18 protein-coding genes and 1 pseudogene are annotated in these 25,731 nt (G+C 60.4%); 14 read left to right on the forward strand and 5 right to left on the reverse strand.

Going from position 1 to position 25,731, the window contains the following annotated elements; translation table 11 throughout:
* Window positions 1-119: 119 nt before the first annotated feature.
* Window positions 120-1,604 carry a sodium/proline symporter PutP gene (putP, locus tag PMI32_RS25695; protein WP_008025098.1) on the reverse strand — a complete coding sequence of 495 codons (1,485 nt, stop codon included), beginning with the start codon at window positions 1,602-1,604 and terminating at the stop codon, window positions 120-122.
* 463 nt (window positions 1,605-2,067) lie between these two features.
* Here putP and putA point away from each other — a divergent pair, with 463 nt between their 5' ends.
* Together putA and PMI32_RS25685 are read left to right on the forward strand one after the other, a co-directional pair.
* Window positions 2,068-6,021, forward strand: a complete 3,954-nt coding sequence (putA, locus tag PMI32_RS25690) for a trifunctional transcriptional regulator/proline dehydrogenase/L-glutamate gamma-semialdehyde dehydrogenase (RefSeq protein WP_008025099.1) — start codon at window positions 2,068-2,070, stop codon at window positions 6,019-6,021.
* Between the two features lie 266 nt (window positions 6,022-6,287).
* Window positions 6,288-8,090: an acyl-CoA dehydrogenase gene (locus tag PMI32_RS25685; RefSeq protein WP_008025101.1), complete on the forward strand. Its 1,803-nt coding sequence runs from the start codon at window positions 6,288-6,290 to the stop codon at window positions 8,088-8,090.
* A 116-nt stretch (window positions 8,091-8,206) separates the two neighbouring features.
* On the opposite strand, the gene PMI32_RS25680 is transcribed toward PMI32_RS25685, so the two are convergent.
* From PMI32_RS25680 to PMI32_RS25670, 3 genes are all read right to left on the reverse strand, one after another.
* Complete coding sequence (locus PMI32_RS25680; protein WP_008025103.1) at window positions 8,207-10,141, reverse strand: methyl-accepting chemotaxis protein; 1,935 nt, start codon at window positions 10,139-10,141, stop codon at window positions 8,207-8,209.
* Window positions 10,142-10,241: 100 nt separating this feature from the next.
* Window positions 10,242-10,544 carry a cell division protein ZapA gene (locus PMI32_RS25675; protein WP_008025105.1) on the reverse strand — a complete coding sequence of 101 codons (303 nt, stop codon included), beginning with the start codon at window positions 10,542-10,544 and terminating at the stop codon, window positions 10,242-10,244.
* Window positions 10,541-10,750 (reverse strand): hypothetical protein, encoded by a 210-nt coding sequence (locus PMI32_RS25670; RefSeq protein WP_008025106.1) that lies wholly within the window; start codon window positions 10,748-10,750, stop codon window positions 10,541-10,543. The genes PMI32_RS25675 and PMI32_RS25670 overlap by 4 nt, the downstream gene beginning before the upstream one ends.
* A 404-nt stretch (window positions 10,751-11,154) precedes the next feature.
* Between PMI32_RS25670 and PMI32_RS31010 the strand changes: the two are divergent.
* The 6 genes and pseudogenes from PMI32_RS31010 to trxC form a co-directional block, all read left to right on the forward strand.
* Window positions 11,155-11,910: pseudogene (locus PMI32_RS31010) on the forward strand (MCP four helix bundle domain-containing protein); the annotation flags it as partial.
* Entirely contained in the window at window positions 11,902-12,765 is an 864-nt protein-coding gene (locus PMI32_RS31015) for a methyl-accepting chemotaxis protein (RefSeq protein WP_407013414.1), read from the forward strand. The pseudogene PMI32_RS31010 and the gene PMI32_RS31015, both read left to right, overlap by 9 nt.
* 251 nt (window positions 12,766-13,016) lie before the next feature.
* The gene (locus PMI32_RS25660) at window positions 13,017-14,759 is read left to right on the forward strand and encodes a potassium/proton antiporter (protein WP_008025108.1); all 1,743 of its coding nucleotides are present in this window, start codon (window positions 13,017-13,019) and stop codon (window positions 14,757-14,759) included.
* A 34-nt stretch (window positions 14,760-14,793) separates the two neighbouring features.
* Window positions 14,794-18,144 carry a mechanosensitive channel MscK gene (gene mscK, locus PMI32_RS25655; RefSeq protein WP_008025110.1) on the forward strand — a complete coding sequence of 1,117 codons (3,351 nt, stop codon included), beginning with the start codon at window positions 14,794-14,796 and terminating at the stop codon, window positions 18,142-18,144.
* A 48-nt stretch (window positions 18,145-18,192) separates the two neighbouring features.
* A complete protein-coding gene (selO, locus tag PMI32_RS25650) occupies window positions 18,193-19,656 on the forward strand; it encodes a protein adenylyltransferase SelO (protein WP_008025112.1) in 1,464 nt (487 codons plus the stop codon).
* 85 nt (window positions 19,657-19,741) lie between these two features.
* Window positions 19,742-20,176, forward strand: coding sequence for a thioredoxin TrxC (trxC, locus tag PMI32_RS25645; protein ID WP_008025114.1), 435 nt, complete (start codon window positions 19,742-19,744; stop codon window positions 20,174-20,176).
* A 129-nt stretch (window positions 20,177-20,305) separates the two neighbouring features.
* Here the strand turns inward: trxC and PMI32_RS25640 are convergent, their stop codons facing one another.
* Complete coding sequence (locus PMI32_RS25640; RefSeq protein WP_008025116.1) at window positions 20,306-21,076, reverse strand: ParA family protein; 771 nt, start codon at window positions 21,074-21,076, stop codon at window positions 20,306-20,308.
* 354 nt (window positions 21,077-21,430) lie between these two features.
* On the opposite strand from PMI32_RS25640, the gene PMI32_RS25635 reads away from it, so the two are divergent.
* From PMI32_RS25635 to PMI32_RS25610, 6 genes are read left to right on the forward strand one after another with little or no spacing between them, the layout of a single operon-like run.
* A complete protein-coding gene (locus PMI32_RS25635; protein WP_008025117.1) occupies window positions 21,431-22,156 on the forward strand; it encodes a beta-ketoacyl synthase chain length factor in 726 nt (241 codons plus the stop codon).
* Window positions 22,132-22,941: a lysophospholipid acyltransferase family protein gene (locus tag PMI32_RS25630; RefSeq protein ID WP_008025119.1), complete on the forward strand. Its 810-nt coding sequence runs from the start codon at window positions 22,132-22,134 to the stop codon at window positions 22,939-22,941. Before PMI32_RS25635 ends, PMI32_RS25630 begins: the two co-directional genes overlap by 25 nt.
* A complete protein-coding gene (locus PMI32_RS25625; RefSeq protein ID WP_008025122.1) occupies window positions 22,922-23,182 on the forward strand; it encodes a phosphopantetheine-binding protein in 261 nt (86 codons plus the stop codon). Before PMI32_RS25630 ends, PMI32_RS25625 begins: the two co-directional genes overlap by 20 nt.
* Before the next feature lie 9 nt (window positions 23,183-23,191).
* Window positions 23,192-23,446: an acyl carrier protein gene (locus PMI32_RS25620; RefSeq protein WP_008025124.1), complete on the forward strand. Its 255-nt coding sequence runs from the start codon at window positions 23,192-23,194 to the stop codon at window positions 23,444-23,446.
* Window positions 23,443-23,988, forward strand: a complete 546-nt coding sequence (locus PMI32_RS25615) for a COG4648 family protein (protein ID WP_008025126.1) — start codon at window positions 23,443-23,445, stop codon at window positions 23,986-23,988. The genes PMI32_RS25620 and PMI32_RS25615 overlap by 4 nt, the downstream gene beginning before the upstream one ends.
* Complete coding sequence (locus PMI32_RS25610) at window positions 23,985-25,667, forward strand: acyl-CoA synthetase family protein (RefSeq protein WP_008025128.1); 1,683 nt, start codon at window positions 23,985-23,987, stop codon at window positions 25,665-25,667. Before PMI32_RS25615 ends, PMI32_RS25610 begins: the two co-directional genes overlap by 4 nt.
* Window positions 25,668-25,731 lie beyond the last annotated feature (64 nt).

Raw genomic sequence — 25,731 nt, forward strand, 5'->3', positions numbered from 1 at the left:
CGCGAGCAGGCTCGCTCCCACAGAGGGGCTTTTCTAACGCCCAATAAAAACGGCCCGCCTCCAAAGGAAGCGGGCCGTTTTCATGTTCGGCGAAAGGTTTGAGCCTCAGCTCATCCCGATCACTTGTTCAGGCGGAAATCAGCCTCGGCAGCAGCGAAACGCTGCAGCATGCCGTGAGTCGGCGTGCCCAGTTTGCTGACGATGTAGATCGCCAGGCTGGCGAAGATGAAACCAGGGATGATTTCGTACAGACCCAGCAGCTCGAAGTGTTTCCACACGATCACGGTGATCGCGCCGACCAGGATGCCGGCCAGTGCGCCGTTGCGGGTCATGTCTTTCCAGATCACAGAGATCAGGACCACTGGACCGAACGCAGCACCGAAACCGGCCCAGGCGTAGCTGACCAGACCCAGCACGCGGTTTTCCGGGTTGGCGGCCAATGCGATGGCGATCAGGGCAACCAGCAGCACCATGGCGCGACCGACCCAGACCAGCTCAACCTGGGAAGCCGATTTACGCAGGAAGGTTTTGTAGAAGTCTTCGGTCAGGGCGCTCGAGCACACCAGCAACTGGCAGCTCAGGGTGCTCATGACCGCAGCCAGAATAGCTGACAGCAAAATACCGGCGATCCATGGGTTGAACAGGATTTTGGCCAGTTCGATGAACACACGCTCGTGGTTTTCGCTGACGGGCATCGCCACGGCAGGGTTGGCCGAGAAGTAGGCAATACCGAAAAAGCCTACAGCCACGGTGCCGCCCAGGCACAGGATCATCCAGGTCATGGAAATGCGACGGGCATTGGCGATCGACTTGACCGAATCCGCGGCCATGAAACGCGCCAGGATGTGCGGTTGGCCGAAGTAGCCCAGGCCCCAGCCCATCAGCGAGATGATGCCGATGAAGGTGGTGTTTTTCAGCATGTCGAAGTTGGCTGGATCTTGCGCTTCGATGGCCAGGAACGCGGTATCGACGCCGCCGGTCGCCAGCAACACGATGATCGGAGTGAGGATCAGGGCGAAGATCATCAGCGTGGCTTGTACGGTGTCAGTCCAGCTGACTGCCAGGAAACCACCGACGAAGGTGTAGGCAATCGTCGCCGCAGCACCGGCCCACAGCGCGGTCTCGTAGGACATGCCGAAGGTGCTTTCGAACAGACGGGCGCCAGCGACGATGCCGGACGCGCAGTAGATGGTGAAGAACACCAGGATCACAACCGCCGAGATGATCCGCAGCAGGCCGCTTTTGTCTTCGAAACGGCTGGAGAAGTAGTCCGGCAGCGTCAGCGCATCGCCGTTGTGCTCGGTCTGCACGCGCAGACGGCCGGCGACGAACAGCCAGTTCAGGTAAGCACCGACGATCAGACCGATGGCGATCCAGCTTTCGGACAGACCGGACATGTAGATGGCGCCCGGCAGACCCATCAACAACCAGCCGCTCATGTCGGAGGCACCGGCGGACAATGCAGTCACGACGCTGCCCAGGCTGCGACCGCCCAGAATGTAGTCAGAAAGGTTGTTGGTGGAGCGATAGGCCATGAAGCCGATCAGCACCATTGCTGCGATGTAGATCACGAACGTGATCAGGGTTGGATTGCTAACGCTCATTAAGTGATGCCCTGGCTTTGTTTTTATGTAGCGGCAGAGTATGAAAACGCCGACAAACGACAATGTTTGATCAAACGATTTGCGGGTCCGCGCATTTAGGACTGATGTTTCCCCAGGAAAGCCATCAGCCGGTGCACCTGTCTTTTTAACCGGTTGCACCTTGGGCGCGAATCCTATTCAACAACACAAATAAGGTGCAACCCATTTTTTGAGAATAAGTTGCACCTAGTCGGATTTAGCTTGAAAAGGTCTGTTTTTGCTCCCTTTTAGAGCAGTCATGAGCGTTTACTAGAAGCAAAAGCACCAAGCAGGAGCGGTACGTTCGTACCGGAATTTAATTCCTGACGAGCTGCCTATTATTCCGACAAAAAAAGGGTTGCACCCGGTTGCACCTCAGAGAGCGCGCAGCTAATCTTGCCGCCAGCTGATGCCACGCGGTCGTGGCAAACATGAGGATAAAAATATGGCTACCACCACCCTTGGGGTCAAACTTGACGACCCGACCCGCGAACGCCTGAAGGCGGCCGCGACTTCGATTGATCGCACGCCGCACTGGCTGATCAAGCAGGCAATTTTCAATTACCTGGAAAAACTCGAGGGTGGTGCAACCCTGACCGAGCTCAACGGCCTGACGGCCAAAGAAGCTGACGACAGTGGCGACGTCCACGTCGACCACGCGCACCAGTGCTTCCTTGAGTTCGCCGAAAGCATCTTGCCGCAATCGGTGCTGCGCGCCGCCATTACCGCTGCTTACCGTCGCCCTGAGCCGGAAGTGGTGCCGATGCTGATCGAACAGGCGCGCCTGCCGGTTGCCATGGCTGACGCCACCAACAAGTTGGCTGCCTCGATTGCCGAGAAACTGCGCAATCAGAAGAGCGCCGGTGGCCGTGCCGGAATTGTTCAGGGCCTGTTGCAGGAATTTTCCCTGTCGTCCCAGGAAGGCGTGGCACTGATGTGCCTGGCCGAAGCGCTGTTGCGCATCCCGGACAAGGGCACTCGTGACGCACTGATCCGCGACAAAATCAGCACCGGTAACTGGCAGCCGCACTTGGGCAACAGCCCGTCGCTGTTCGTCAACGCCGCCACTTGGGGCTTGCTGCTGACCGGCAAACTGGTCGCCACCCATAATGAAGCAGGTTTGACTTCGTCCCTGAGCCGCATCATCGGCAAGAGCGGCGAGCCGATGATCCGCAAGGGCGTCGACATGGCCATGCGCCTGATGGGCGAGCAGTTCGTCACCGGCGAAACCATCGCCGAAGCCCTGGCCAACGCGAGCAAGTTCGAAGCCAAGGGTTTCCGCTATTCCTACGACATGCTCGGTGAAGCAGCCCTCACCGAGCACGACGCGCAGAAGTACCTCGCGTCGTACGAACAAGCCATCCACTCGATCGGCAAAGCGTCCCACGGTCGTGGGATTTATGAAGGCCCGGGCATTTCCATCAAGCTGTCGGCACTGCACCCGCGTTACAGCCGTGCGCAGTACGAGCGTGTGATGGACGAGTTGTACCCGCGCCTGTTGTCGCTGACCCTGCTGGCCAAGCAATACGACATCGGCCTGAACATCGACGCCGAAGAAGCCGACCGCCTCGAGCTGTCGCTGGATCTGCTGGAGCGCCTGTGCTTCGAGCCGCAACTGACCGGCTGGAACGGCATCGGTTTCGTGATCCAGGCGTATCAGAAGCGTTGCCCGTACGTGATCGATTACGTGATCGACCTGGCTCGCCGCAGCCGTCATCGCCTGATGATCCGCCTGGTGAAAGGCGCGTACTGGGACAGCGAAATCAAGCGCGCCCAGGTCGAAGGCCTGGAAGGCTATCCGGTCTACACCCGCAAGGTGTACACCGACGTTTCCTACATCGCTTGCGCCCGCAAATTGTTGTCGGTGCCGGAAGTCATCTACCCGCAATTCGCCACGCACAACGCCCACACTCTGTCGGCCATTTACCACATCGCCGGTCAGAACTATTACCCGGGCCAGTACGAGTTCCAGTGCCTGCACGGCATGGGCGAACCACTGTACGAACAGGTTGTAGGTAAAGTTTCCGAAGGCAAGCTGAACCGTCCATGCCGCGTGTACGCACCGGTCGGGACTCACGAAACCCTGCTGGCGTACCTGGTACGTCGTCTGCTGGAAAACGGCGCGAACACCTCGTTCGTGAACCGTATCGCCGACCAGTCCATTTCGATTCAGGAGCTGGTGGCCGATCCAGTGGCCAGCATCGAGCAGATGGCGACGCTGGAAGGCGGCTTCGGCCTGCCGCACCCGCGTATCCCGCTGCCGCGCGATCTTTATGGTGCCGAGCGCGCCAACTCCAGCGGCATCGACATGGCCAACGAACATCGCCTGGCTTCGCTGTCGTGCGCTCTGCTGGCCACTGCTCACAACCACTGGAAAGCCGCGCCGATGCTCGGTTGCGTCTCCAGCACCGAAACCCCTGCGCCTGTTCTGAACCCGTCCGATTTGCGTGACGTGGTCGGTCACGTACAGGAAGCAAATGTCGAAGACGTCGACAACGCGATCCAGTGCGCCCTGAACGCTGCACCGATCTGGCAGGCCACCCCGCCGGCCGAACGTGCTGCGATTCTGGAACGTGCCGCCGATTTGATGGAAGGCGAGATCCAGCCGCTGATGGGCCTGCTGGCTCGCGAAGCCGGCAAGACCTTCGCCAACGCCATCGCCGAAGTGCGTGAGGCCGTGGACTTCCTGCGTTATTACGCGGTGCAGGCTCGCAACGATTTCACCAACGACGCCCACCGCCCATTGGGTCCGGTGGTGTGCATCAGCCCGTGGAACTTCCCGCTGGCAATCTTCAGCGGTCAGGTTGCCGCTGCATTGGCCGCCGGCAACCCGGTACTGGCCAAGCCTGCGGAACAAACCCCGCTGGTCGCCGCCCAGGCCGTGCGCCTGATGCTCGAAGCCGGGATTCCGGAAGGCGTGCTGCAACTGCTGCCGGGCCGTGGCGAAACTGTGGGTGCCCGTCTGGTCGGTGACGATCGGGTCAAAGGCGTGATGTTCACCGGCTCCACCGAAGTCGCTCGTTTGCTGCAACGCAACGTCGCTGGCCGCCTGGATGCACAGGGCCGTCCGATTCCGCTGATCGCTGAAACCGGCGGCCAGAACGCGATGATCGTCGACTCCTCGGCACTGACCGAACAAGTCGTGATCGACGTGGTGTCGTCCGCCTTCGACAGCGCCGGTCAACGTTGCTCGGCTCTGCGTGTACTTTGCTTGCAGGAAGATTCCGCTGACCGTGTCATCGAAATGCTCAAGGGCGCCATGGCTGAATGCCGTCTCGGCAACCCTGAGCGCCTGTCCGTGGACATCGGCCCGGTGATCGACGCCGAAGCCAAGGCGGGCATCGAGAAGCACATCCAGGCCATGCGCGACAAAGGTCGCAACGTGTACCAGGTGGCCATCGCCAACAGCGAAGAAGTCAAACGCGGCACCTTCGTGATGCCGACGCTGATCGAGCTGGAAAGCTTCGATGAGCTGCAACGCGAAATCTTCGGCCCGGTGCTGCACGTGGTGCGCTACAAGCGCAAAGACATCGACCAGTTGATCGGTCAGATCAACGCTTCCGGCTATGGCCTGACGCTGGGCGTGCATACGCGCATCGACGAGACCATCGCCAAGGTGATCGACAACGTCAATGCCGGTAACGTCTACGTGAACCGCAACATCGTTGGTGCTGTGGTTGGCGTGCAACCGTTCGGTGGCGAAGGCCTGTCGGGCACCGGCCCGAAAGCCGGTGGTCCGTTGTACCTGTACCGCCTGCTGTCGACGCGTCCTGCCGATGCAATCGAACAATCCTTCGCTCGTGGCGACGCCGCCACTGCACCGGATGTTCGTCTGCGCGATGCCATGAGCAAACCACTGACCGCCCTGCAAACCTGGGCCGACAGCAACAAGTTTGCCGACCTGAGCGCCTTGTGCGTGCAGTTCGCGGCGCAATCGCAAAGCGGCATCACCCGCGTGCTGGCGGGCCCGACCGGCGAGCGCAACAGCTACGCCATTCTGCCGCGTGAGCACGTGCTGTCCCTGGCCGAAGCTGAAGGCGACCTGCTGACGCAACTGGCGGCGGTATTGGCTGTCGGCGGCTCAGCGGTATGGCCGGAAGCTGACCTGACCAAAGCCTTGTTCGCACGCCTGCCGAAGGAAGTTCAGGCGCGCATCAAGCTGGTTGCCGACTGGAACAAGGACGAAGTGGTGTTTGATGCGGTTCTGCATCACGGCCATTCCGATCAACTGCGTGCGGTGTGCCAGCAAGTGGCCAAGCGTGCCGGGGCGATTGTCGGGGTTCACGGGTTGTCGCTGGGCGAGACCAACATTGCGTTGGAGCGTCTGGTGATCGAGCGAGCGTTGAGCGTTAACACCGCTGCGGCGGGTGGTAATGCGAGCTTGATGACCATCGGCTAAACCGCCGAGTGTCAGCTGCAAAAATGGGCGCCCTCACCGGCGCCCATTTTTTTGCCTGAACCACTAAACCGGAATACCTCACAGGCCCTGTAGGAGCCGGCTTGCTGGCGATCAATTCAACGCGGTGTATCTGAGGCACCGCTATCGCCAGCAAGCTGGCTCCTACAGGGGTCGTGTTTGGCCTGTCTATCACCGTTATCTATCTTCCTTTCACCCAAACCTCCCCACGCCTAGACTCGGTCCACTCCAAAAAAAGGTAGGCCGCCATGTCCGAGACGTTGCTCAGTTCCCGCAATCTGGCTTTCGAGCTGTATGAAGTCCTCGATGCCGAAGGCCTGACCCAGCGTGAGCGTTTCGCCGAGCACAATCGCGAGACCTTCGACGCCGCCATCGGCACCGCTCGCAGCATTGCCGAGAAGTTTTTTGCCCCGCACAACCGTAAGGGCGACGAGAATGAGCCGCGCTATGAGAACGGTCAGGCGATTCTGATTCCGGAAGTGAAACCAGCGGTGGATGCCTTCCTCGAAGCCGGTTTCCTCAACGCCGCGCGCAGTTTCGACGCCGGTGGCATGCAACTGCCTACGCTGTTGTCCCAGGCTTGTTTCGCGCACTTCCAGTCAGCCAACGCGGCCTCGACTTCGTACCCGTTCCTGACCATGGGCGCGGCGAACCTGATCGAAAGCTTCGGCACTGAAGAACAGAAGCAGCGCTTCCTGCAACCGATGATCGACGGCCGTTTCTTCGGCACCATGGCCCTGACCGAACCCCACGCGGGGTCGTCGTTGTCGGATATTCGTACCCGCGCCGAGCCTGCTTCTGACGGCACCTATCGACTCAAGGGCAACAAGATCTTCATCTCCGGCGGCGATCACCCGCTGTCGGAAAACATCGTGCACATGGTGCTGGCCAAGTTGCCGGATGCACCGGCCGGGGTGAAGGGGATTTCGCTGTTTATCGTGCCCAAGTTCCTGGTCAACGATGACGGCAGCCTCGGTAAGCGCAACGACGTGTTGCTGGCCGGGCTGTTCCACAAGATGGGCTGGCGCGGCACGACGTCCACGGCGCTGAACTTCGGTGATAACGGTGAGTGCGTCGGTTATCTGGTGGGCAAGCCGCACCACGGTTTGAGCTACATGTTCCAGATGATGAACGAAGCGCGAATCGGCGTCGGCATGGGCGCGGTGATGCTCGGTTACGCCGGTTACCTGTATTCGCTGGAGTACGCCCGCGAGCGCCCACAAGGCCGCGTGCCGGACAGCAAAGACCCGAACACCGCGCCGGTGGCGATCATCCAGCACGCCGACGTCAAACGCATGTTGCTCACGCAAAAGGCCTACGTCGAAGGCTCGTTCGATCTTGGGTTGTACGCGGCGCGACTGTTCGATGACACCACGACGCTTGCGACCGAAGCCGAGCGCAAACAGGCGCATGAGCTGCTGGACTTGCTGACGCCAATCGTCAAATCCTGGCCGTCGGAGTTTTGCCTGAAGGCCAACGAGCTGGCGATCCAGATTCTCGGCGGCCACGGTTATACCCGCGAATACCCGGTTGAGCAGTATTACCGCGACAACCGTCTGAACCCGATTCATGAAGGCACCCACGGCATTCAGTCACTGGACTTGCTCGGGCGCAAACTGGCGCAGAACGGTGGTGCGGGACTGAAACAATTGATCCGCCTGATCGCCGACACGGCCGAACGGGCGCAAGCCTACGAATCGCTGAATGCACTGCGTGAACCGCTGGAGAAACTGGTGGCCCGCCTGCAAACCGTAACCCTCGGTTTGCTGACCGACCTGGCTCAAGGCAAGGTCAACAGCAGCCTGGCGAATTCGGCGCTGTACTTGAAAGTGTTCGGGCACACAGTGATTGGCTGGCGCTGGCTGGAACAGGCGATTCGTGCCGAGGAAGGGTTGGCCAAGGGGAACACGGCGGATGTGAGCTTCTATAAGGGCAAGCTGCAGGCGGCGCGGTATTTCCTGACCTGGGAAGTGCCGGGTTGCCACCATGAGCTGGCGATTCTTGAGGCGCGGGATGATGTGTGTTTTGGGATGCAGGATGAGTGGTTCTGATCAGATTTTTGCAGCGCCGTTGAAAACCAATCGCGAGCAGGCTCACTCCCACAGTTGGAATGCATTTCCCCTGTAGGAGCGAGCCTGCTCGCGATGGCGTCAGCGAAGACAACACATCAACTCAACTTGAACCCACCCATCTGCCGCGCCAAATCATCCGCCAACCGCTGCAACGTCTGGCAATCCTCCCGACAAGCCCTGACCTCCCCCGCTGTCGCCCGGGCCAGATCGGAAATCCCCTGCACGTTGCGGTTGATCTCTTCGGTCACCGCCGACTGTTCTTCCGTCGCGGTCGCGACTTGGTGGTTCATGTCGCTGATGCGCTCGATCTGCCCGGTAATCGCGGTCAGCGACGTCCCGGTGCGCTGGCTCGATTCGACACCGGTGCCGGTCGCCGCTTGACCGGTGTGCATCGACGACACCGCGTTCTCCGCGCCTTGTTTAAGGCAGCCGATGATTTGCTGAATTTCATCGGTGGACGTTTGAGTCCGCCGCGCCAGCGTCCGCACTTCATCTGCCACGACGGCAAATCCACGGCCCATGTCTCCAGCCCGCGCTGCTTCAATAGCCGCATTCAACGCCAACAGGTTGGTCTGCTCGGAAATCCCGCGAATCACCGCCAACACCTGATCGATCGACGCCACCTGATCAGCCAGTTCGCCCACTGCACTGGCGGCGACACCGATTTCATCAGACATGCTTTCAATATGTCGGATCGACCCACCGACCACTTCCCGCGCCTGCATCGCCTCATCGCGAGCATCCTGCGAGGCAACCGCCGCATTACCGGCGTTCTGCGCGATTTCCTGCACGGTCAGGCCCATTTCGTGGACGGCGGTGGCAACCATGTCGGTCATTTCCTGCTGACGCCCGGAGCGTTCGGCTGTGTTATCCACAACCTTCGCCACCTGGCTGACGGCGGTGCGCAAACGCTCACTGGTGGTCAGCACTTCGCCGATCATCTCGCGCTGACTGTCGAGGAATCGATTGAAGCCGCGCGCCAGGTCACCCAGTTCATCGGCGCGGCTGGAATCTAACCTGTGGGTCAAATCTCCACCACCGCTACCGATGGCAACCAACGCTGCTGTTACCTGACGAATCGGCCGCACCAACCCACGAGCCAGCAACACCACCAGCAACAGGCACACCAACGCCACCGCCAGGCCAATGCCGCTGCTCATCCACATGGCGCGGCGGGCTTCGGCGTAGATCTGCGACTGTGGCACTTCGGCCACCAGGGTCCAGCCCAAGTCCCTCAGCGGCAGGCTCAAGGCCAGGAAGTCTTCGCCATCACGCACGAAGCTGCTGCTGGCAGCTTTTTGACCCATGACTGCCTGCGCGGCCGACGCACCGATTTGCTCGACCAAGGTGCGCTTGCCACTGAATTGCGCTTCGGGGTGAACCTGGATCAAACCGTCGGAACGCACGAGATAGACCTTGCCGCGCTCACCGAAGGTGAAGTTGTGAATCAGCTCCGACAGCTCTTTCATGCTCAGGCCAAGCCCGGCAACGCCCACGACTTTGCCGGCCTGCTCGACCTTGAGGTCGATGAACAGTGCCAATTCTCCGGTGGCTGTGTCGTTGTCGATATTGAGGGTGCGCGGCTGGTTGCTGTCGAGGAACGAATAGAACCAGGCGTCTTTGGGATTGGAACGGCTAAGGCTGCGGTCCAGGCCTTTTTCAGTGAAATAGTGGTTTGAAGCCGTACCGACAATTAACGCGGTAAAGGCTTTGTGTTCGGCGCGGATGCCTTCCAGATACTGCACGAACGCGGCGGTCTGATCACTGTTTTCGCCCCCGGCGAGCCAGTCGCGCACCATGCTGTTGCTGGCGATGTCCTTGGCGGCGGTGAGGGGTTGAACGAGGATGCGCTCGATGTCGTTGCGCATCGCTTCGATGCTCGACGGCAGCGCTTGTTCGACCAGGTAGCTCTGGGCGAGACGGTTGACCACGAGGGTATAAACGCCAACCACGATCAGAATACTGACCAGCAGGGCGGTGCCCATACTGAGGATCAACTGCCACTGAATACTTCGACGCCAGAACTGCATGGAGCACCCCCAAAGAATAAGAGGCTGAAACACTGCAACAGCCGTGCCGATTGTATACAACGCAGACGACAATTTATTCTTTGGTTGTGCGCAAAGCCGATCAGGCCTGATTGATCGTCTTGGAGATCACTTCAACCGTGGCGCTGACTTGCTCTTGGTAACGGTCGAGTTCGAGCTTGTGCTGCTTTTTCATTTCGATCTGCTGAGAACACAGATTCATCGCGGCCAGTACCAGCAGTCGGTCACCGATCAGGGTCGGGTACTTTCTTTTGGTGTCAGCCAAAGCAGCCTTCAACATCAATGCGGCGTCCAGCAGGGTTTGCTCTTCCCCGGCCGGCGCCTTGATCGAATAGTCCTCCCCCAGGATCGAGACGACTTTTACCCCTGCGGCGCCGACACTCATGCGCTGACCGGGCCGGCGCTGACGCGTTCAACCAGGGCCTGGATGCGGGCGGCGGTGGCGCCTTGTTTCTCTTCCTGTTCCATCAGGCTCAGTTGCAGGCTTTCGTTTTCATCCTTGGCCTGGGCCAGTTCTGCACTCAGGGTCTGGTTCTGTTGAACAAGGTCGCTGACCAGTTGTTCCAATTGGCTTAGGGATGCTTCCAACATTTTGATTTTCCAAGCATTTTCAAGGGGCGCGTACGATAAAGAAAAGTCACCACGGATGCCAGGGTTAATGGGGCGCAAGGCCTTGATTTTCCTGGCGAGCGACCTTCCTCGCGAACTTTAAAGACTGTGATTGGCGGATCTGGTTCCTGCACTTCGTCGCCATAGTTTCTGTAGGAGCGATGCTTGCTCGCGAAGGACGTCAAGACAACGCGTTCATCCAGACTGCACGCGTTACCGTTAACGTCCTTCGCGAGCAAGCATCGCTCCTACAGGAAACGGTCTGACTGCGACAAATACGCGCAGCCCCTCAAGACTTTAGTCGTATGACCGATAAGTCATCCATACGTCAGTCTCAGCGCCGCACAGGTGCGCTTTTTTCGGTAAACACCATGTCCCTTCGTAATATGAATATCGCTCCGCGGGCGTTCCTCGGTTTCGCCCTGATTGGCGGTCTGATGCTGGTTCTGGGGGTGTTTGCCTTGAACCAGATGAGCAAGATTCGCGGTGCTGCCGAGGAGATCACCTTGAGCAGCGTGCCGAGTATCAAAAGCCTCGACGAGTTCACTCAACTCACCTTGCGCCTGCGAGTGCTGTCCTACCGTTTGCTGGTGAACCGCGAGCCCGATGTTCAGCAGAAAACCATGGAGCTGCTGGACACGCGCAACCAACAGATTCGTGCGGCTCAAGCCACCTACGAAAAACTGATCGCCAGCCCGCAGGAACGTGCAGCCTACGATCAATACGTACAGTTGCTGGGGCAGTACCGCCAGATCGAAGACCGGATGAAAACCCTGTCGCGCAACAATCAGGTCGATGAACTGCGCACCTTGCTCAACACCGATCTGCTGACCAACTCCGAAGCCGTCAACGCAGTGCTCAATCGCTTGCTGGAGATCAACACCCAGCAGACCGTCGACACCAATCAGCGCGCTGCCGATCAATACGATTCGGCGTTCAATCTGGTGATCACCTTGCTGGTCATCGCCACCGGCCTGACCGTGCTGTTTGCCTGGCTGCTGACCAACAGCATCACCAAGCCAATCGCCAATGCCTTGAGCGCTGCCGAACAAATTGCCGAAGGTAACCTGACTCGACCGATCACCGTTGATGGCAAAGACGAAGCCGGCCGTTTGCTGCTGGCCATGTCGAAGATGCAAGACAAGCTGCGCGACACCCTGCAGCGGATTTCCGGCTCGGCCACGCAACTGGCCTCCGCCGCTGAAGAGCTCAACAGTGTCACCGACGAAAGCGCCCGTGGCCTGACCCAACAGAACAACGAAATCGAACAGGCCGCCACCGCCGTCAATGAAATGACCAGCGCCGTGGAAGAAGTCGCGCGCAACGCGGTGAGCACCTCGGAAGCGTCGAAAAACGCCACCACGTCGGCCGGTGACGGTCGTGATCTGGTGCAGGAAACCGTCAGCGCCATCGAACGCATGAGCGCCGATGTGCAGAGCACGGCGACACTGATCGGCGATCTGGCCAATGAATCCCGCGACATCGGCAAGGTACTGGATGTGATCCGTGGCCTGGCGGACCAGACCAACCTGCTGGCCTTGAACGCCGCCATCGAAGCGGCCCGTGCCGGTGAAGCCGGGCGCGGTTTTGCGGTGGTGGCGGACGAAGTGCGTGCACTGGCGCACCGCACTCAGCAATCGACCAGCGAAATCGAACGCATGATCGGCAGCATTCAGACCGGCACCGAGCACGCGGTGGATTCGATGCGCAACAGCACCGAGCGCGCCGAGTCGACCTTGAACATCGCTCGCGGCGCAGGGATGTCGCTGGACACGATCAACAGCGCCATCGTCGAAATCAACGAACGCAACCTGGTGATCGCCAGCGCGGCCGAAGAACAGGCCCAAGTGGCCCGTGAAGTGGACCGTAACCTGGTGAACATTCGTGATCTGTCGGTGCAATCGGCCACCGGCGCCAATCAGACCAGCGCAGCGAGCAACGAACTGTCGCGATTGGCAGTGGACCTGAACACGATGGTTGGACGGTTCAGCCTCTGATCCTCTAACACCACAAATCCCTGTAGGAGCCGGCTTGCCGGCGATGGGTCCCTAAGATTTTACGATGATCTTGAGGCCGCCATCGCCGGCAAGCCGGCTCCTACAGGGGATTGCGTAATGGCGGATTTCGCGTAGGGCTTTTGATCTACAAAAGCTTTTTGACAGCATCACATTTCAACAGGTTAGAATCGCTGGCACGCAGACTGCATGGTCAGTGTGTGCCCGCCTTTCAGCTTTCTGGAGTATTGCCTTTGAATGCGACGACCATCAACAGCCTGTTCTTGATCGGCGCGTTGCTGGTAGGTGCGAGCATTCTGGTGAGCTCACTTTCGTCCCGCCTCGGTATCCCGATTCTGGTGATCATCCTGGCCGTGGGCATGGCCGCCGGCGTCGATGGCGGCGGGATTATTTTCGATAACTACCCAACGGCTTATCTGGTCGGCAACCTCGCACTGGCGGTGATCCTGCTCGATGGCGGTTTGCGCACCAGGGTGTCGAGTTTTCGCGTGGCGTTATGGCCGGCGCTGTCGCTGGCCACGGTCGGGGTGTTGATCACCACCGGGCTGACTGGCATGGCTGCGGCGTGGTTGTTCGATCTGAACCTGATTCAGGGCCTGCTGATCGGCGCCATCGTCGGCTCCACGGATGCTGCGGCGGTGTTCTCGCTGCTCGGCGGCAAAGGCCTGAATGAACGGGTCACCGCCAGTCTCGAAATCGAATCCGGCAGCAACGACCCGATGGCAGTGTTCCTCACCGTCACCCTGATCGACATGCTCGCCAGCGGCCAGACCGGCCTGCACTGGAGCCTGCTGACCCACCTGTTGCGCGAGTTCGGCATCGGCGGCGTGATCGGGCTCGGTGGCGGCTGGCTGATGCTGCAACTGGTCAACCGGATCAATCTGGCCACCGGCCTCTATCCGATTCTGGTGATCGCCGGCGGCCTGGTGGTGTTCGCCCTGACCAACGCCCTGCACGGCAGCGGTTTCCTCGCGGTTTACTTGTGCGGCCTGGTGATCGGCAACCGTCCGGTACGCAGCCGCCACGGCATTCTGCACATGCTCGACGGCATGGCGTGGCTGGCGCAGATCGGCATGTTCCTGGTGCTGGGCCTGTTGGTCACGCCGCACGACTTGCTGCCGATCGCCCTGCCTGCGCTGGGCCTGGCGTTGTGGATGATCCTGTTTGCACGGCCACTGTCGGTGCTGGTCGGCCTGCTGCCCTTCAAGGCCTTCCACGGTCGCGAGAAAGCCTTTATTTCCTGGGTCGGCCTGCGCGGCGCAGTCCCGATCATTCTGGCGGTGTTCCCGCTGATGGCCGGCCTGCCCAACGCCCAGCTCTACTTCAACCTTGCCTTCTTTATTGTGCTGGTGTCGCTGCTGGTACAAGGGACGAGCCTGCCGTGGATCGCCAAACTGTTAAAGGTGACGGTGCCACCGGAACCTGCGCCGATCTCGCGTTCAGCCCTGGAAGTACATGTCACCAGCGAGTGGGAGCTGTTCGTTTATCGCCTCGGTGCCGAAAAATGGTGCATCGGTTCGCCCCTTCGTGAACTGAAAATGCCCGAAGGCACACGCATCGCCGCACTGTTTCGTGGCCAGCAACTGCTCCATCCGTCGGGTAGTACGGTGCTCGAAGTCGATGATTTGCTCTGCGTAATCGGCCACGAACACAACCTGCCGGCCCTTGGAAAACTGTTTAGCCAGGCGCCTCAACGAGGCCTCGATTTGCGTTTCTTCGGCGACTTCGTACTCGAAGGAGATGCCCAGCTGGCGGCGGTTGCTGCCCTGTACGGGTTGAAAGTCGAAGGCATCGATCCGGATATGACTCTGGCCAGCTTCATTGCTCACAAAGTGGGCGGTGCGCCAGTCGTGGGTGACCAGGTGGAGTGGAACAATACCATCTGGACCGTCGCGGTCATGGAAGGGAACAAGATCGGCAAAGTGGGCGTCAGATTCCCCGAAGGAAGTCGCCCGGGTCCGGGACTCTTCCTCTAAACTTCATTCTTCGTCTCGTTTTCGATCGGTCTCTATGTCAACCCTGCGCACCTTTTTCATCATGGCCCTGCTGGGCTTGAGTCTGTCTGTCGGCACGTTGCAAGCGGCGGAACCGCCGTCCAGCGAAGCCGTGCAGGCGAGCCTGGACAAGATCGCCGACCGCAAACTGCCGGAAGCCGATCAGAAAGCCCTGCAAACGTTGCTGCAAAGCACGCTGACCCAGCTCAACAACAAGCGTGATTACGAGCGCAAGCTGGCCGATCTCAAGCAGCAACTCGCTACCGCGCCCAAGCAGAACATCGAGAACCAGCGCGAGCTGACGCGCCTGAAAGCCAGCAGCGTCATCCCTGTGGCGCAACGCTACGGCAAAGAATCCGTGCAGCAGCTCGAGCAGATGCTGACCGAGCGCGCGACCCAGCAAAGTGATATGCAGAAAGCCCTCGCTGATGCGAACAGCCTGGTCATTACCGCCCAGACCCGCCCTGAGCGCGCCCAGGCTGAAATTTCCACCAGCCAGACGCGCATCCAGCAGATCAATAACATCCTCAAGGCCGGCAAAGACAACGGCAAGACCTTGAGCAGCGAACAGCGCGACCTGCTCAATGCCGAACTCGCGGCACTGAATGCGCTGATCCCGCTGCGTCGCCAAGAACTGGCCGGCAACAGCCAGTTGCAGGACCTGGGCAACAGCCAGCATGACTTGCTCTCGGAAAAATCCGACCGCCTGGATCGCGAAATCCAGGAGCTGCAAAACCTGATCAACCAGAAACGCCTGGCCCAGTCCCAGGAGACGGTGACGCAGCAGTCCATCGAAGCGCAGAAGTCCGGCGGCAGCGCCCTGCTGGCCACCGAAAGTGCGGCAAACCTGAAGCTTTCGGACTACCTGCTCAAGAGCACCGACCGTCTCAACGAAGTCACCCAGCAGAACCTGCAAACCAAGCAGCAACTCGACAACGTAACCCAGAGCGATTCGGCCCTCGACGAGCAAATCAGTGTGCTCAAGGGCAGCCTGCTGCTGTCGAAAATCCTCTACAAACAGAAACAGGGCCTGCCGCGCCTCAAGGTCGACCGCAACCTGGCCGACCAGATCGCCGACATTCGCCTGTATCAGTTCGAAGTCAGTCAGCAACGGGAATTACTCAGCAACCCGGCGACCTATGTCGACAACCTGCTGTCGACTCAGCCGCCCGAGCAAGTCACCCCGCAACTGCGCAAGAGCCTGCTGGAACTGGCCACGACCCGCGCCGACCTGCTGGAGCGGCTGAACCGCGAACTGAGCGCGGTGCTCAACGAATCGATCACGCTGCAACTCAATCAGAAGCAACTGCTCAGCACCGCGCAAAGCCTGCGGGCGACCCTCGACGAACAGATGTTCTGGATTCCCAGCAACAAGCCGCTGGACCTTGAATGGATACGCAGCGTGCCGGAGCGTCTGCAACGCCAGGTGGCGAGCCTGCCGCTGGCGTCGAGCGTGAGTGAATTGATTGACGGCCTGACTCAGCGACCGCTGCTGTTTCTCCCGTTGGTACTGGTGATCGGCGCCCTGCTGTGGCGGCGTAAAAGCCTGTATGCCCGACTGAACAAGGTTCACCAGGACATCGGCCACTTCAAGCGTGACAGCCAGTTGCACACGCCGCAGGCGATTCTGGTCAATATTCTGCTGGCATTGCCGGTTGCGCTGGGCCTGGCCCTGTGTGGCCTGGCCCTGCAAATCGACGCTCGGGGGCAGAACGCCAACATGGGCGCGGCGCTGCTGCAAATGGCTCAGGCCTGGCTGGTGTTCTACACCGCCTACCGAATCCTCGCGCCGGGCGGCGTCGCCGAACTGCATTTCCGCTGGGAAAAGCCTCAGGTCGAATTCCTTCAGGGCTGGGTCCGTCGTCTCGGGCTGGTGGTCATGGCGTTGGTCGCGGTGGTGGCCGTTGCCGAGCTGCAACCGGCGGGGCTGGCCGATGACGTGCTGGGCATGCCGGTCGTACTGATCTGCTACGCCTTGATGACCTGGCTGCTCAGCCGATTGCTGATCAGCAGCCCGACGCACGAAAACGCCTCGTTGTTCCGCAAAGCGGTCGGGGTCCTGTTCACCGTCCTGCCTGTCGCGTTGTTCGTGGCGGTGTGCTTCGGCTACTACTACACCGCGCTGAAGCTCAGCGACCGCTTGATCAACACGCTTTACCTGCTGATGTTCTGGCTGGTGATTGAAGCCACGTTCGTCCGCGGCCTGAGCGTTGCGGCACGCCGTCTCGCCTACCAGCGCGCCCTGGCCAAACGTCAGGCAGCGAAAGAGGCCGGCGATGGCGAAGCAGTGATCGAAGAGCCGACCCTGGACATCGAGAAGGTCAACGAACAGTCGTTGCGCCTGATTCGCCTGGCGCTGCTCGGTGGCTTCATCGCTGCGCTGTACTGGGTCTGGTCTGATCTGATTTCGGTGTTCTCGTACCTCGACAACATCACCCTCTACGAATACACCAGCGGCACCGGCGCCAACATGAGCATGGTGCCGATCAGCATCGGCGACATGCTGGGGGCGCTGATCATCATCGGCATCACCTTCGCCCTCGCACGCAACTTGCCAGGTCTGCTGGAAGTGTTCGTATTGTCGAAGCTGAACCTGGCGCAGGGCAGCGCCTACGCCACGACCACGCTGCTGTCTTACGTGATCGCCGGCATCGGTTTCGTCTCGACCCTGTCCACACTCGGCGTGAGCTGGGACAAGTTGCAGTGGCTGGTGGCGGCGCTTTCGGTGGGACTTGGTTTCGGGATGCAGGAGATTTTCGCGAACTTCATCTCCGGGATCATGATCCTGTTCGAACGCCCGGTGCGGATCGGCGACACGATCACCATCGGCAACCTGTCGGGCACGGTCAGCAAGATCCGCATCCGCGCCACGACCATCACCGACTTCGACCGCAAGGACATCATCGTCCCGAACAAGACGTTCATCACCGGGCAACTGATCAACTGGTCGCTGACCGACACCATTACCCGGGTGACCTTGAAGCTCGGCGTCGATTACGGTTCGGACCTGGACCTGGTGAAAGAACTGCTGCTCAAAGCCGCCCGGGACAACCCGCGCGTGCTGAAGGACCCAGAACCGCACGTGTACTTCCTGAACTTCGGCGAAAGCACCCTCGACCACGAGCTGCGCATGCATGTGCGTGACCTCGGCGACCGCAACCCGGTACTCGATGAGGTCAACCGCTTCATCAACCGCGAGTTCAAGAAGCAGCACATCAACATTTCGTTCCGGCAGATGGAGGTTTACCTGAAGAACCTGCACGGCCAGGAATACAAAATGGTGCCCATCGAGCCGGAAGCCAAAACCATCGTGCCGATGGCCGATGGCAAACCGCTGCAAGAGCCGCCGCCCGCCAAACTCGACTAACCGCCCTATCCCTAGCAGAATGCTCGGACATTCTGCTGGAGATGGCCGGTGAAAGCCCTCGACGAACTGACCTTCGATAATCGCTTCGATCGCCTGGGCGATACGTTTTCTGCCCACGTACTGCCCGAGCCCATCGACAATCCTCGCCTGGTCGTCGCGAGCCCTGCCGCCATGGCGCTGCTCGACCTTGATCCGGCCGAGGCCGATACCCCGGAGTTCGCCGAGCTGTTCAGCGGCCACAAGCTTTGGGCCGACGCGATTCCGCGGGCGATGGTCTATTCCGGGCATCAGTTCGGCTCCTACAACCCACAACTGGGCGACGGTCGCGGACTGCTGCTGGGCGAGGTCTACAACGAGGCCGGCGAGCATTGGGACCTGCACCTCAAGGGCGCCGGCCAGACACCTTTTTCGCGCATGGGCGATGGCCGTGCGGTGCTGCGTTCGTCGATCCGCGAGTTCCTTGCGTCCGAAGCGCTGCATGCCCTGAACATCCCGACCACCCGTGCGTTGTGCGTGATCGGCTCCGACACGCCGGTGTGGCGCGAAAAACAGGAACGCGCAGCCATGATCCTGCGCCTGTCACCGAGCCATGTGCGCTTCGGGCATTTCGAGTATTTCTACTACACCAAACGCCCCGAAAAGCAGAAAGAACTCGGCGAGCACGTGCTGGCCATGCACTTCCCGGAATGCCTCGAACAGCCAGAACCGTACCTGGCGATGTTCCGCGAAGTCGTCGAGCGCAATGCCGAGCTGATCGCCAAATGGCAGGCTTATGGCTTCTGCCACGGCGTGATGAACACCGACAACATGTCGATCCTCGGCATCACCTTCGACTTCGGCCCGTTCGCCTTCCTCGATGACTTCGACGCCAACTTCATCTGCAACCACTCCGATGATCAGGGCCGTTATTCCTTCAGCAACCAGGTGCCGATCGGCCAGTGGAACCTCAGCGCCCTGGCCCAGGCGCTGACGCCGTTCATCAGCGTCGAAGCCCTGCGCGAAACCCTCGGGCTGTACCTGCCGCTGTTCCAGGCCCATTACCTGGACCTGATGCGCCGTCGCCTCGGCCTCACCACCGCCGAAGACGATGATCAGAAACTGCTGGAGCAATTGCTGCAACTGATGCAGAACAGCGGCGTCGATTACAGCCTGTTCTTCCGCCGCCTCGGCGAGGAATCACCGGAATTGGCCGTTGCTCGCCTGCGCGACGACTTCGTCGACATCAAGGGCTTTGATGCCTGGGCTGAACGCTATGTCGCCCGTGTTGCCCGCGAAGGTGAAGTTGACCAGCCACAGCGCCGCCAGCGGATGCACGCGGTCAACCCGCTCTACATCCTGCGCAACTACCTGGCGCAGAAAGCCATCGATGCGGCGGAAAGCGGCGACTATTCAGAGGTTCGCCGGCTGCATGCGGTGCTGAGCAAGCCGTTCGAGGAGCAACCGGGGATGGAGGGTTACGCCGAACGGCCGCCGGAGTGGGGGAAGCATTTGGAGATCAGTTGTTCCTCTTGAGTGACTTACGGAATGTCGCTTTGATAACCACCGACTTCGACTCCAGATCAGCTTCACTGATTACCCATTTATTCAGAGCCCGATTATGTCCGACCCACTCCTCATCCCCTGCCCCCACTGCAACGGCCTCAACCGCATCCCCGCCGAGCGCCTCGGCGATCAGCCGAAATGCGGGCGCTGCAAAGCCGAGGTCTTGCTGAGCAAGCCTTTCGAATTGAAACAAGGTGATTACGCCAGTCAGATCAAGGGCGATCTGCCGTTGCTGGTGGACGTGTGGGCGGACTGGTGCGGGCCGTGCAAGTCGTTTGCGCCGGTGTTTGAACAGGCGGCCGGTCAGTTGGCGGGCAAATGCAGGCTGGCCAAGCTGGACAGCGAGGCGAATCAGCAGTTGTCGGCGCAGTTGGGGATTCGCTCGATTCCGAGCCTGATTCTGTTCAAGAACGGCCGGGAAGTGGCACGCCAGAGCGGGGCGTTTCCGTTGCCGCAGTTGATGAGCTGGTTGCGTAGCCAGGGGATCTGAAGCCACCCCAAATCAAATGTGGGAGCGGGCTTGCTCGCGAATGCGGAGTGTCAGCCAATGTTGATGTCGACTGACACACCGCATTCGCGAGCAAGCCCGCTCCCACAGGTGTCCGGTGTCATCGCGAGATCAGGCATTTTCCAGCAGGCTATGCAGCTCGACGAATTGCTGGGTCAGCTTGTGCCGTGGGTCGAGGTGGATCAGCGGCGTGTTGGCCTGATGCGATTCGCGCATGCGCACCGAAGTGCCCAGGTACACCGGCAACACCGGCAAACCTTCGGCAATCAGCTCGTCGAGGATCTGCTGCGGCAGGCTGGCGCGGGCCTGGAACTGGTTGACGACGATGCCTTCCACTTCCAACCCTTCGTTGTGGTCGTCCTTCAATTCTTCGATTTCCGCCAGCAGACCGTACAGTGCCTGGCGCGAGAAACTGTCGCAGTCGAAGGGGATCAGCACACGATCGGCGGCAATCAAGGCAGACACCGCATAAAAGTTCAGTGCTGGCGGTGTATCGAGGTAGATCCGGTCGTAATCTTCGGCCAGCTCGTCGAGCAGTTTGCGCAGCTTGTTGATCTTGTGTTTCGCCTCAAGCTTGGGCTGCAAGTCCGCCAGTTCGGCGGTGGCGGTGATGACGTGGAGGTTGTCGAACGGGGTTTCGTAGATATCGACCTGGTTTTTCTTCGAAAACGGGCCTGAAGACAGCGTTTGCTTGAAGAAGTCGGCAATCCCCATCGGAATGTCATTACCGGTGAGCCCGGTGAGGTACTGGGTCGAATTGGCCTGAGCGTCGAGATCTACCAACAGGGTGCGATAGCCCTCGCTGGCACTGACCGCCGCCAGATTGCAGGCAATGCTGGATTTGCCTACGCCGCCTTTCTGATTGAATACCACGCGCCGCATGTCAAAACCTCCGTGTATCAAAGATGACCGAGTGTAGTAGTCCACGGCATCGCTTAGCTACCTCGCCGGCACAGGGACTACGCAGTCAGGTGCAAACACTCACTGAAAAAGCCGCCTTCTCGTCCGGAAAAATGCTCTCGGCGCCGACAGACATCCGCCCACCGATGTGGATAATGGCCAAACGACAGCTTTTCACGAACCAATCGGTACATTTCGTTGAGCAAAATGTAACCAGCATTTGCTACGCGCCCGCCGCAACGGGATAATGCGCGCCACTCGACGCTCAGCGTCACGTCAGGTGAATCGCCGATTTGGCGACTTGCCGCGTCAAGAAAGCCCGCAGGGGCGGGATGAATGTCTGTGATCAACTTCAACATCGCCCAATGGCGCGCGTGGGCCCCTGGGCTCGAAAGCGTGGACGATTGGCAGGCCTGGAGCCGACAACCGGTCGTGCTGCCAAGCTGCGATGCCGCCCCCGACGTCTCGTTTCTGCCGGCCATGCAACGGCGGCGGCTCAGCCGTCTGGCGCGGATGGCGTTCAGTGTCGGCTGGCCGTTGGCCGATGGTCGCCCTGACCTACCGTTGGTCTTTATTTCCCGCCACGGCGAAACCCCGCGTACCTTCGATATCCTCAGCGATCTGGCCGCCGATCAGCCCCTGTCGCCGACCCAGTTCAGCCTGTCTGTGCACAACGCAGTCATCGGCCTGTGGTCGATCATGCGCGGCGAAACCAGCGAAATGACCGCTCTGGCTGCGGCCGGCGATGGACTTGAACACGGCATGCTAGAGGCTGCGGCGCTGCTTGGCGAAGGGGCGCCCGCAGTCCTGCTGGTGGTCACCGAAGAGCAGCCACCCGAAGCCTATTCGACCTGGATCGACGACGTGCCATTTCCCTACGCGGTGGCTTTGTTGCTCACACCGGGCAATGACTGGCAACTGTCCTTGAACAGCACTTCGGATGAGTTGTCCAAAGCCCAATGGCCCCATGCCCTGAATCTCTTGCGTACCCTGCTGGGCCAGCAGACCACCTGCCAACATGCCTGGAAAAATCGTGTATGGAACTGGCAACGCAATCGGTAACCGAAAAAAACCGCGACGCCTATTACTGGCGTTTGCTGGCCACCGCCGCAAGCTTCACCCTATTCGGATTGGGCGGGCTGTGCCTGCGCCTGGTGGTATTCCCGGTGCTGGGCTGTCTGCCCGGTGATGCGCAGACGCATCGCTTGCGTGCGCGGCAAACCGTCAGCCGCTGCTTCTGGTTTTTCGTCAGGTTCATGGCCCGCACCGGCGTGCTGACCTACGACATCGAGGGCGCGGAAAAACTCGGCCGCCCCGGGCAAATGATCATCGCCAATCACCCGTCGCTGATCGACGTGGTGTTCCTGATCGGCCTGGTGCGCCATTCCAACTGCGTGGTCAAAAGCAGCCTGTGGGAAAACCCCTTCACCCGTGGCCCGTTACGCTGCACCGAATACATCAGCAACGACGGCAGCATGGACATGCTCGACGCTGCGGCCGACGCGCTGAAAAGCGGCCAGACCCTGATCATTTTCCCCGAAGGCACCCGCACCCAGCCCGGCGAAGCACCCGCCTTCCATCGGGGTGCGGCGTCGATCGCATTGCGCGGTGCGAAAATCCTCACTCCCGTGGTCATCAAGGTCAGCCCGACCACCTTGACCAAGGCCGAACCCTGGTATCGGATCCCTAAACGTCGCGTGCACTTCAGTTTCCGTGTCGGGGCCGATATAGACCCACAGGCCTTCGCTGCACAAGGCCCGGCGCCTCAAGCCTCGCGCAAGCTCAATGATTACCTGCATCACTACTTTATTAAGGAGCTCGCCGAAGATGAGCGATCTGCACCGTGAAATAAAACTGCTGATCATCGACGCCCTTGGCCTCGAAGACATCAGCGTCGAAGACATCGGCAACGACCAGACGCTGTTCGGTGAGGGCCTGGGCCTGGACTCCGTCGACGCCCTGGAACTCGGCCTGGCGATCCAGAAAAAGTACGGCATCAAAATCGATGCCGACGCCAAGGACACCCGCAATCACTTCAGCAACGTGGCGAGCCTTGCGGCGTTCGTCACTGCAAAACAGGCAGCTTGAGACCGGACCATGCAAACTCGTGACGACATTTTCAACACCTTGCGCGATGCCTTGGTCGAACTCTTCGAGCTGGATCCAGAACGTGTCAGCCTCGACTCCAACCTGTACCAGGACCTGGAAATCGACAGCATTGACGCGGTCGACCTGATCGATCACATCAAACGCCAGACCGGCAAGAAAATCGCCGCCGAAGAATTCAAATCGGTGCGTACCGTCAGCGACGTCGTCGAGGCGGTCTACCGTCTGGTTCAGCCGGCCGCATGAGTCGACTGATCGGCCTCGGCCTGCTGCTCGCGGGGCTGCTGTACCCTTTCGCGGTGTATTTCGGCATGGAGCATTTCGCCCCGTGGCAGTTCGGCCTGCTGCTGGGCAGCCTGTGGCTGGCGCGAGCGGTGACGGGCGTGCGTCGACCGGGAAGCCTGTGGATGGCCATCGTCGCCATCGTGTTTTGCCTGTTGCTCGCACTGTTCGACAGCCCCGCCATGCTGCGCTGGTACCCCGTGCTGATCAGCGGCTTCATGCTGGTGCTGTTCGGGTTGAGCCTGAAATTCGGCCCGCCGATGATCGAACGTCTGGCCCGCCTGCGTGAGCCACGCTTGCCGGCCAAGGCCATTCGCTACACCCGCCAGGTCACCATTGCCTGGTGCTGGTTTTTTCTTTGCAACGGTTTGTGCGCCGCCGCCCTGACCCTCTGGGCGCCGCTGAGTTGGTGGATGTTGTACACCGGCCTGATCTCCTATGGATTGATCGGCCTGATGTTTGCCATTGAATGGCTCATACGACAACGGGTACGAGGCCACCCATGAATTGGATAAAACTTGAGCAACTGTTGCTCAAGGCTCAACCGGAACGCGCCGTGACGGCCGGGCCGGTGCTGAATCACGCACAGTTGTGCGAACAGGCCCTGAGCCTGGCCGCCGGCCTGCAAGCGCAGGGTGTGCGGCGCATTGCCGTGCATCTGGAAGACGCCGCCGACCTGGCGATTGCCCTGCTTGGCGCCTGGCGTGCCGGGGTCAGCGTGTTGCTGCCTGCCGACCTGCAACCCCAGACGCGCCAGCGCTGGTCGAGCGAAGTCGATCTGTGGCTGACGGATCAGGCCGATGACACGCAGCTGAGCGACTATCGCCATGCGCCGCTGAGTGGCGCAGCGCTGGACCTTGATCGCTGCACGCTTAGCCTGTGCACCTCCGGCTCCAGTGGCGCGCCCAAACGCATCGACAAAAACCTGCGCCAACTGGCCAATGAAGTCGAAGCGCTGGAACACCTCTGGGGCGCCGATCTGGCTGAAGCCTGCATCATCGGCAGCGTCGCCACCCAACACATCTACGGTTTGCTGTTTCGGGTGTTGTGGCCGCTGTGTGCCGGGCGCTCGTTCGTGCGCAAGCAACTGGCCTTTCCGGAAGATTTGCAGCGCGCCAGCCGCGAACACCCGGCCTTTGCCTGGGTCGCCAGCCCGGCGCTGCTCAAGCGCATGGGCGACAACCTCGACTGGCCGGCCTTGAGCGCGGTTCGTCGGGTGTTTTCCTCGGGCGGCGCATTGCCGGCCGAGGCGGCGCAAAGCCTGCAGCAACGCCTGCAACAGTGGCCGACGGAAATCTTCGGCAGCTCGGAAACCGGCGGCATTGCCTGGCGCCAGGGACTTGATTTGTGGCAGCCGTTTGCCGGCATCGAATTGAGCCAGGACAGCGATGGCGCGCTGCTCATTGCCTCGCCGTACCTGCCACCCGGCCATATTGAACACACCGCGGACGCCGCGCGAATCGCTGCCGATGGCCGCTTCGAATTGCTGGGCCGTCTGGACCGGATCGTCAAACTGGAAGAAAAACGTATCTCCCTGCCGATGCTGGAACACGCGCTGATGGCCCACGACTGGGTCGCCGAAGCGCGCCTGGGCGTGGTTCAGGAAAATCGCGCGTCACTGGGTGCGTTGCTGGTGCTGAGTGAGCAAGGTTTGCATGCCTTGCGCAATCAAGGTCGACGCACCCTCACTCAGGCATTGCGCCAACACTTGAGCCAGCATTGCGAAGCCCTTGCCTTGCCTCGACGCTGGCGTTTACTGCGGCAGTTGCCGCTGAACGCTCAGGGCAAACTGCCTCAGGCCGACGTCGAAGCGCAGTTGCTGGCGCCGCGTCCAAAGGCGCCGCAAGTGCTGGAGCAGGTCGAAGCCGATGGCGAATGGAGCCTGCAACTGGCGGTGCCACCGGACCTCGCCTACTTCAGCGGCCATTTCCCTCAGGCGCCGGTATTGCCCGGCGTGGTGCAAGTGGATTGGGCGCTGAGCCTTGGCCAACAGTTGATGAACCTGCCGGAAAAATTCGCCGGCATGGAAGTGCTGAAGTTCCAGCAACTGGTGCGCCCCGGCGATGAAATCCAGTTACACCTGCGTTTCGATCCGGTACGCAGCAAGTTGTATTTCGCCTATCGCAACGAGACCGCCACGTGTTCCAGCGGGCGGATTTTGCTGGAGGCTTCGAGTGATGCATAAATTTGGTGAGTGCTGCGCACTCAATCGCGAGCAGGCTCGCTCCCACAGGGTGTCTGCGTCGCAC

Origin of the sequence: Pseudomonas sp. GM60, assembly GCF_000282415.1 — a bacterium.
Lineage (GTDB): Bacteria > Pseudomonadota > Gammaproteobacteria > Pseudomonadales > Pseudomonadaceae > Aquipseudomonas > Aquipseudomonas migulae.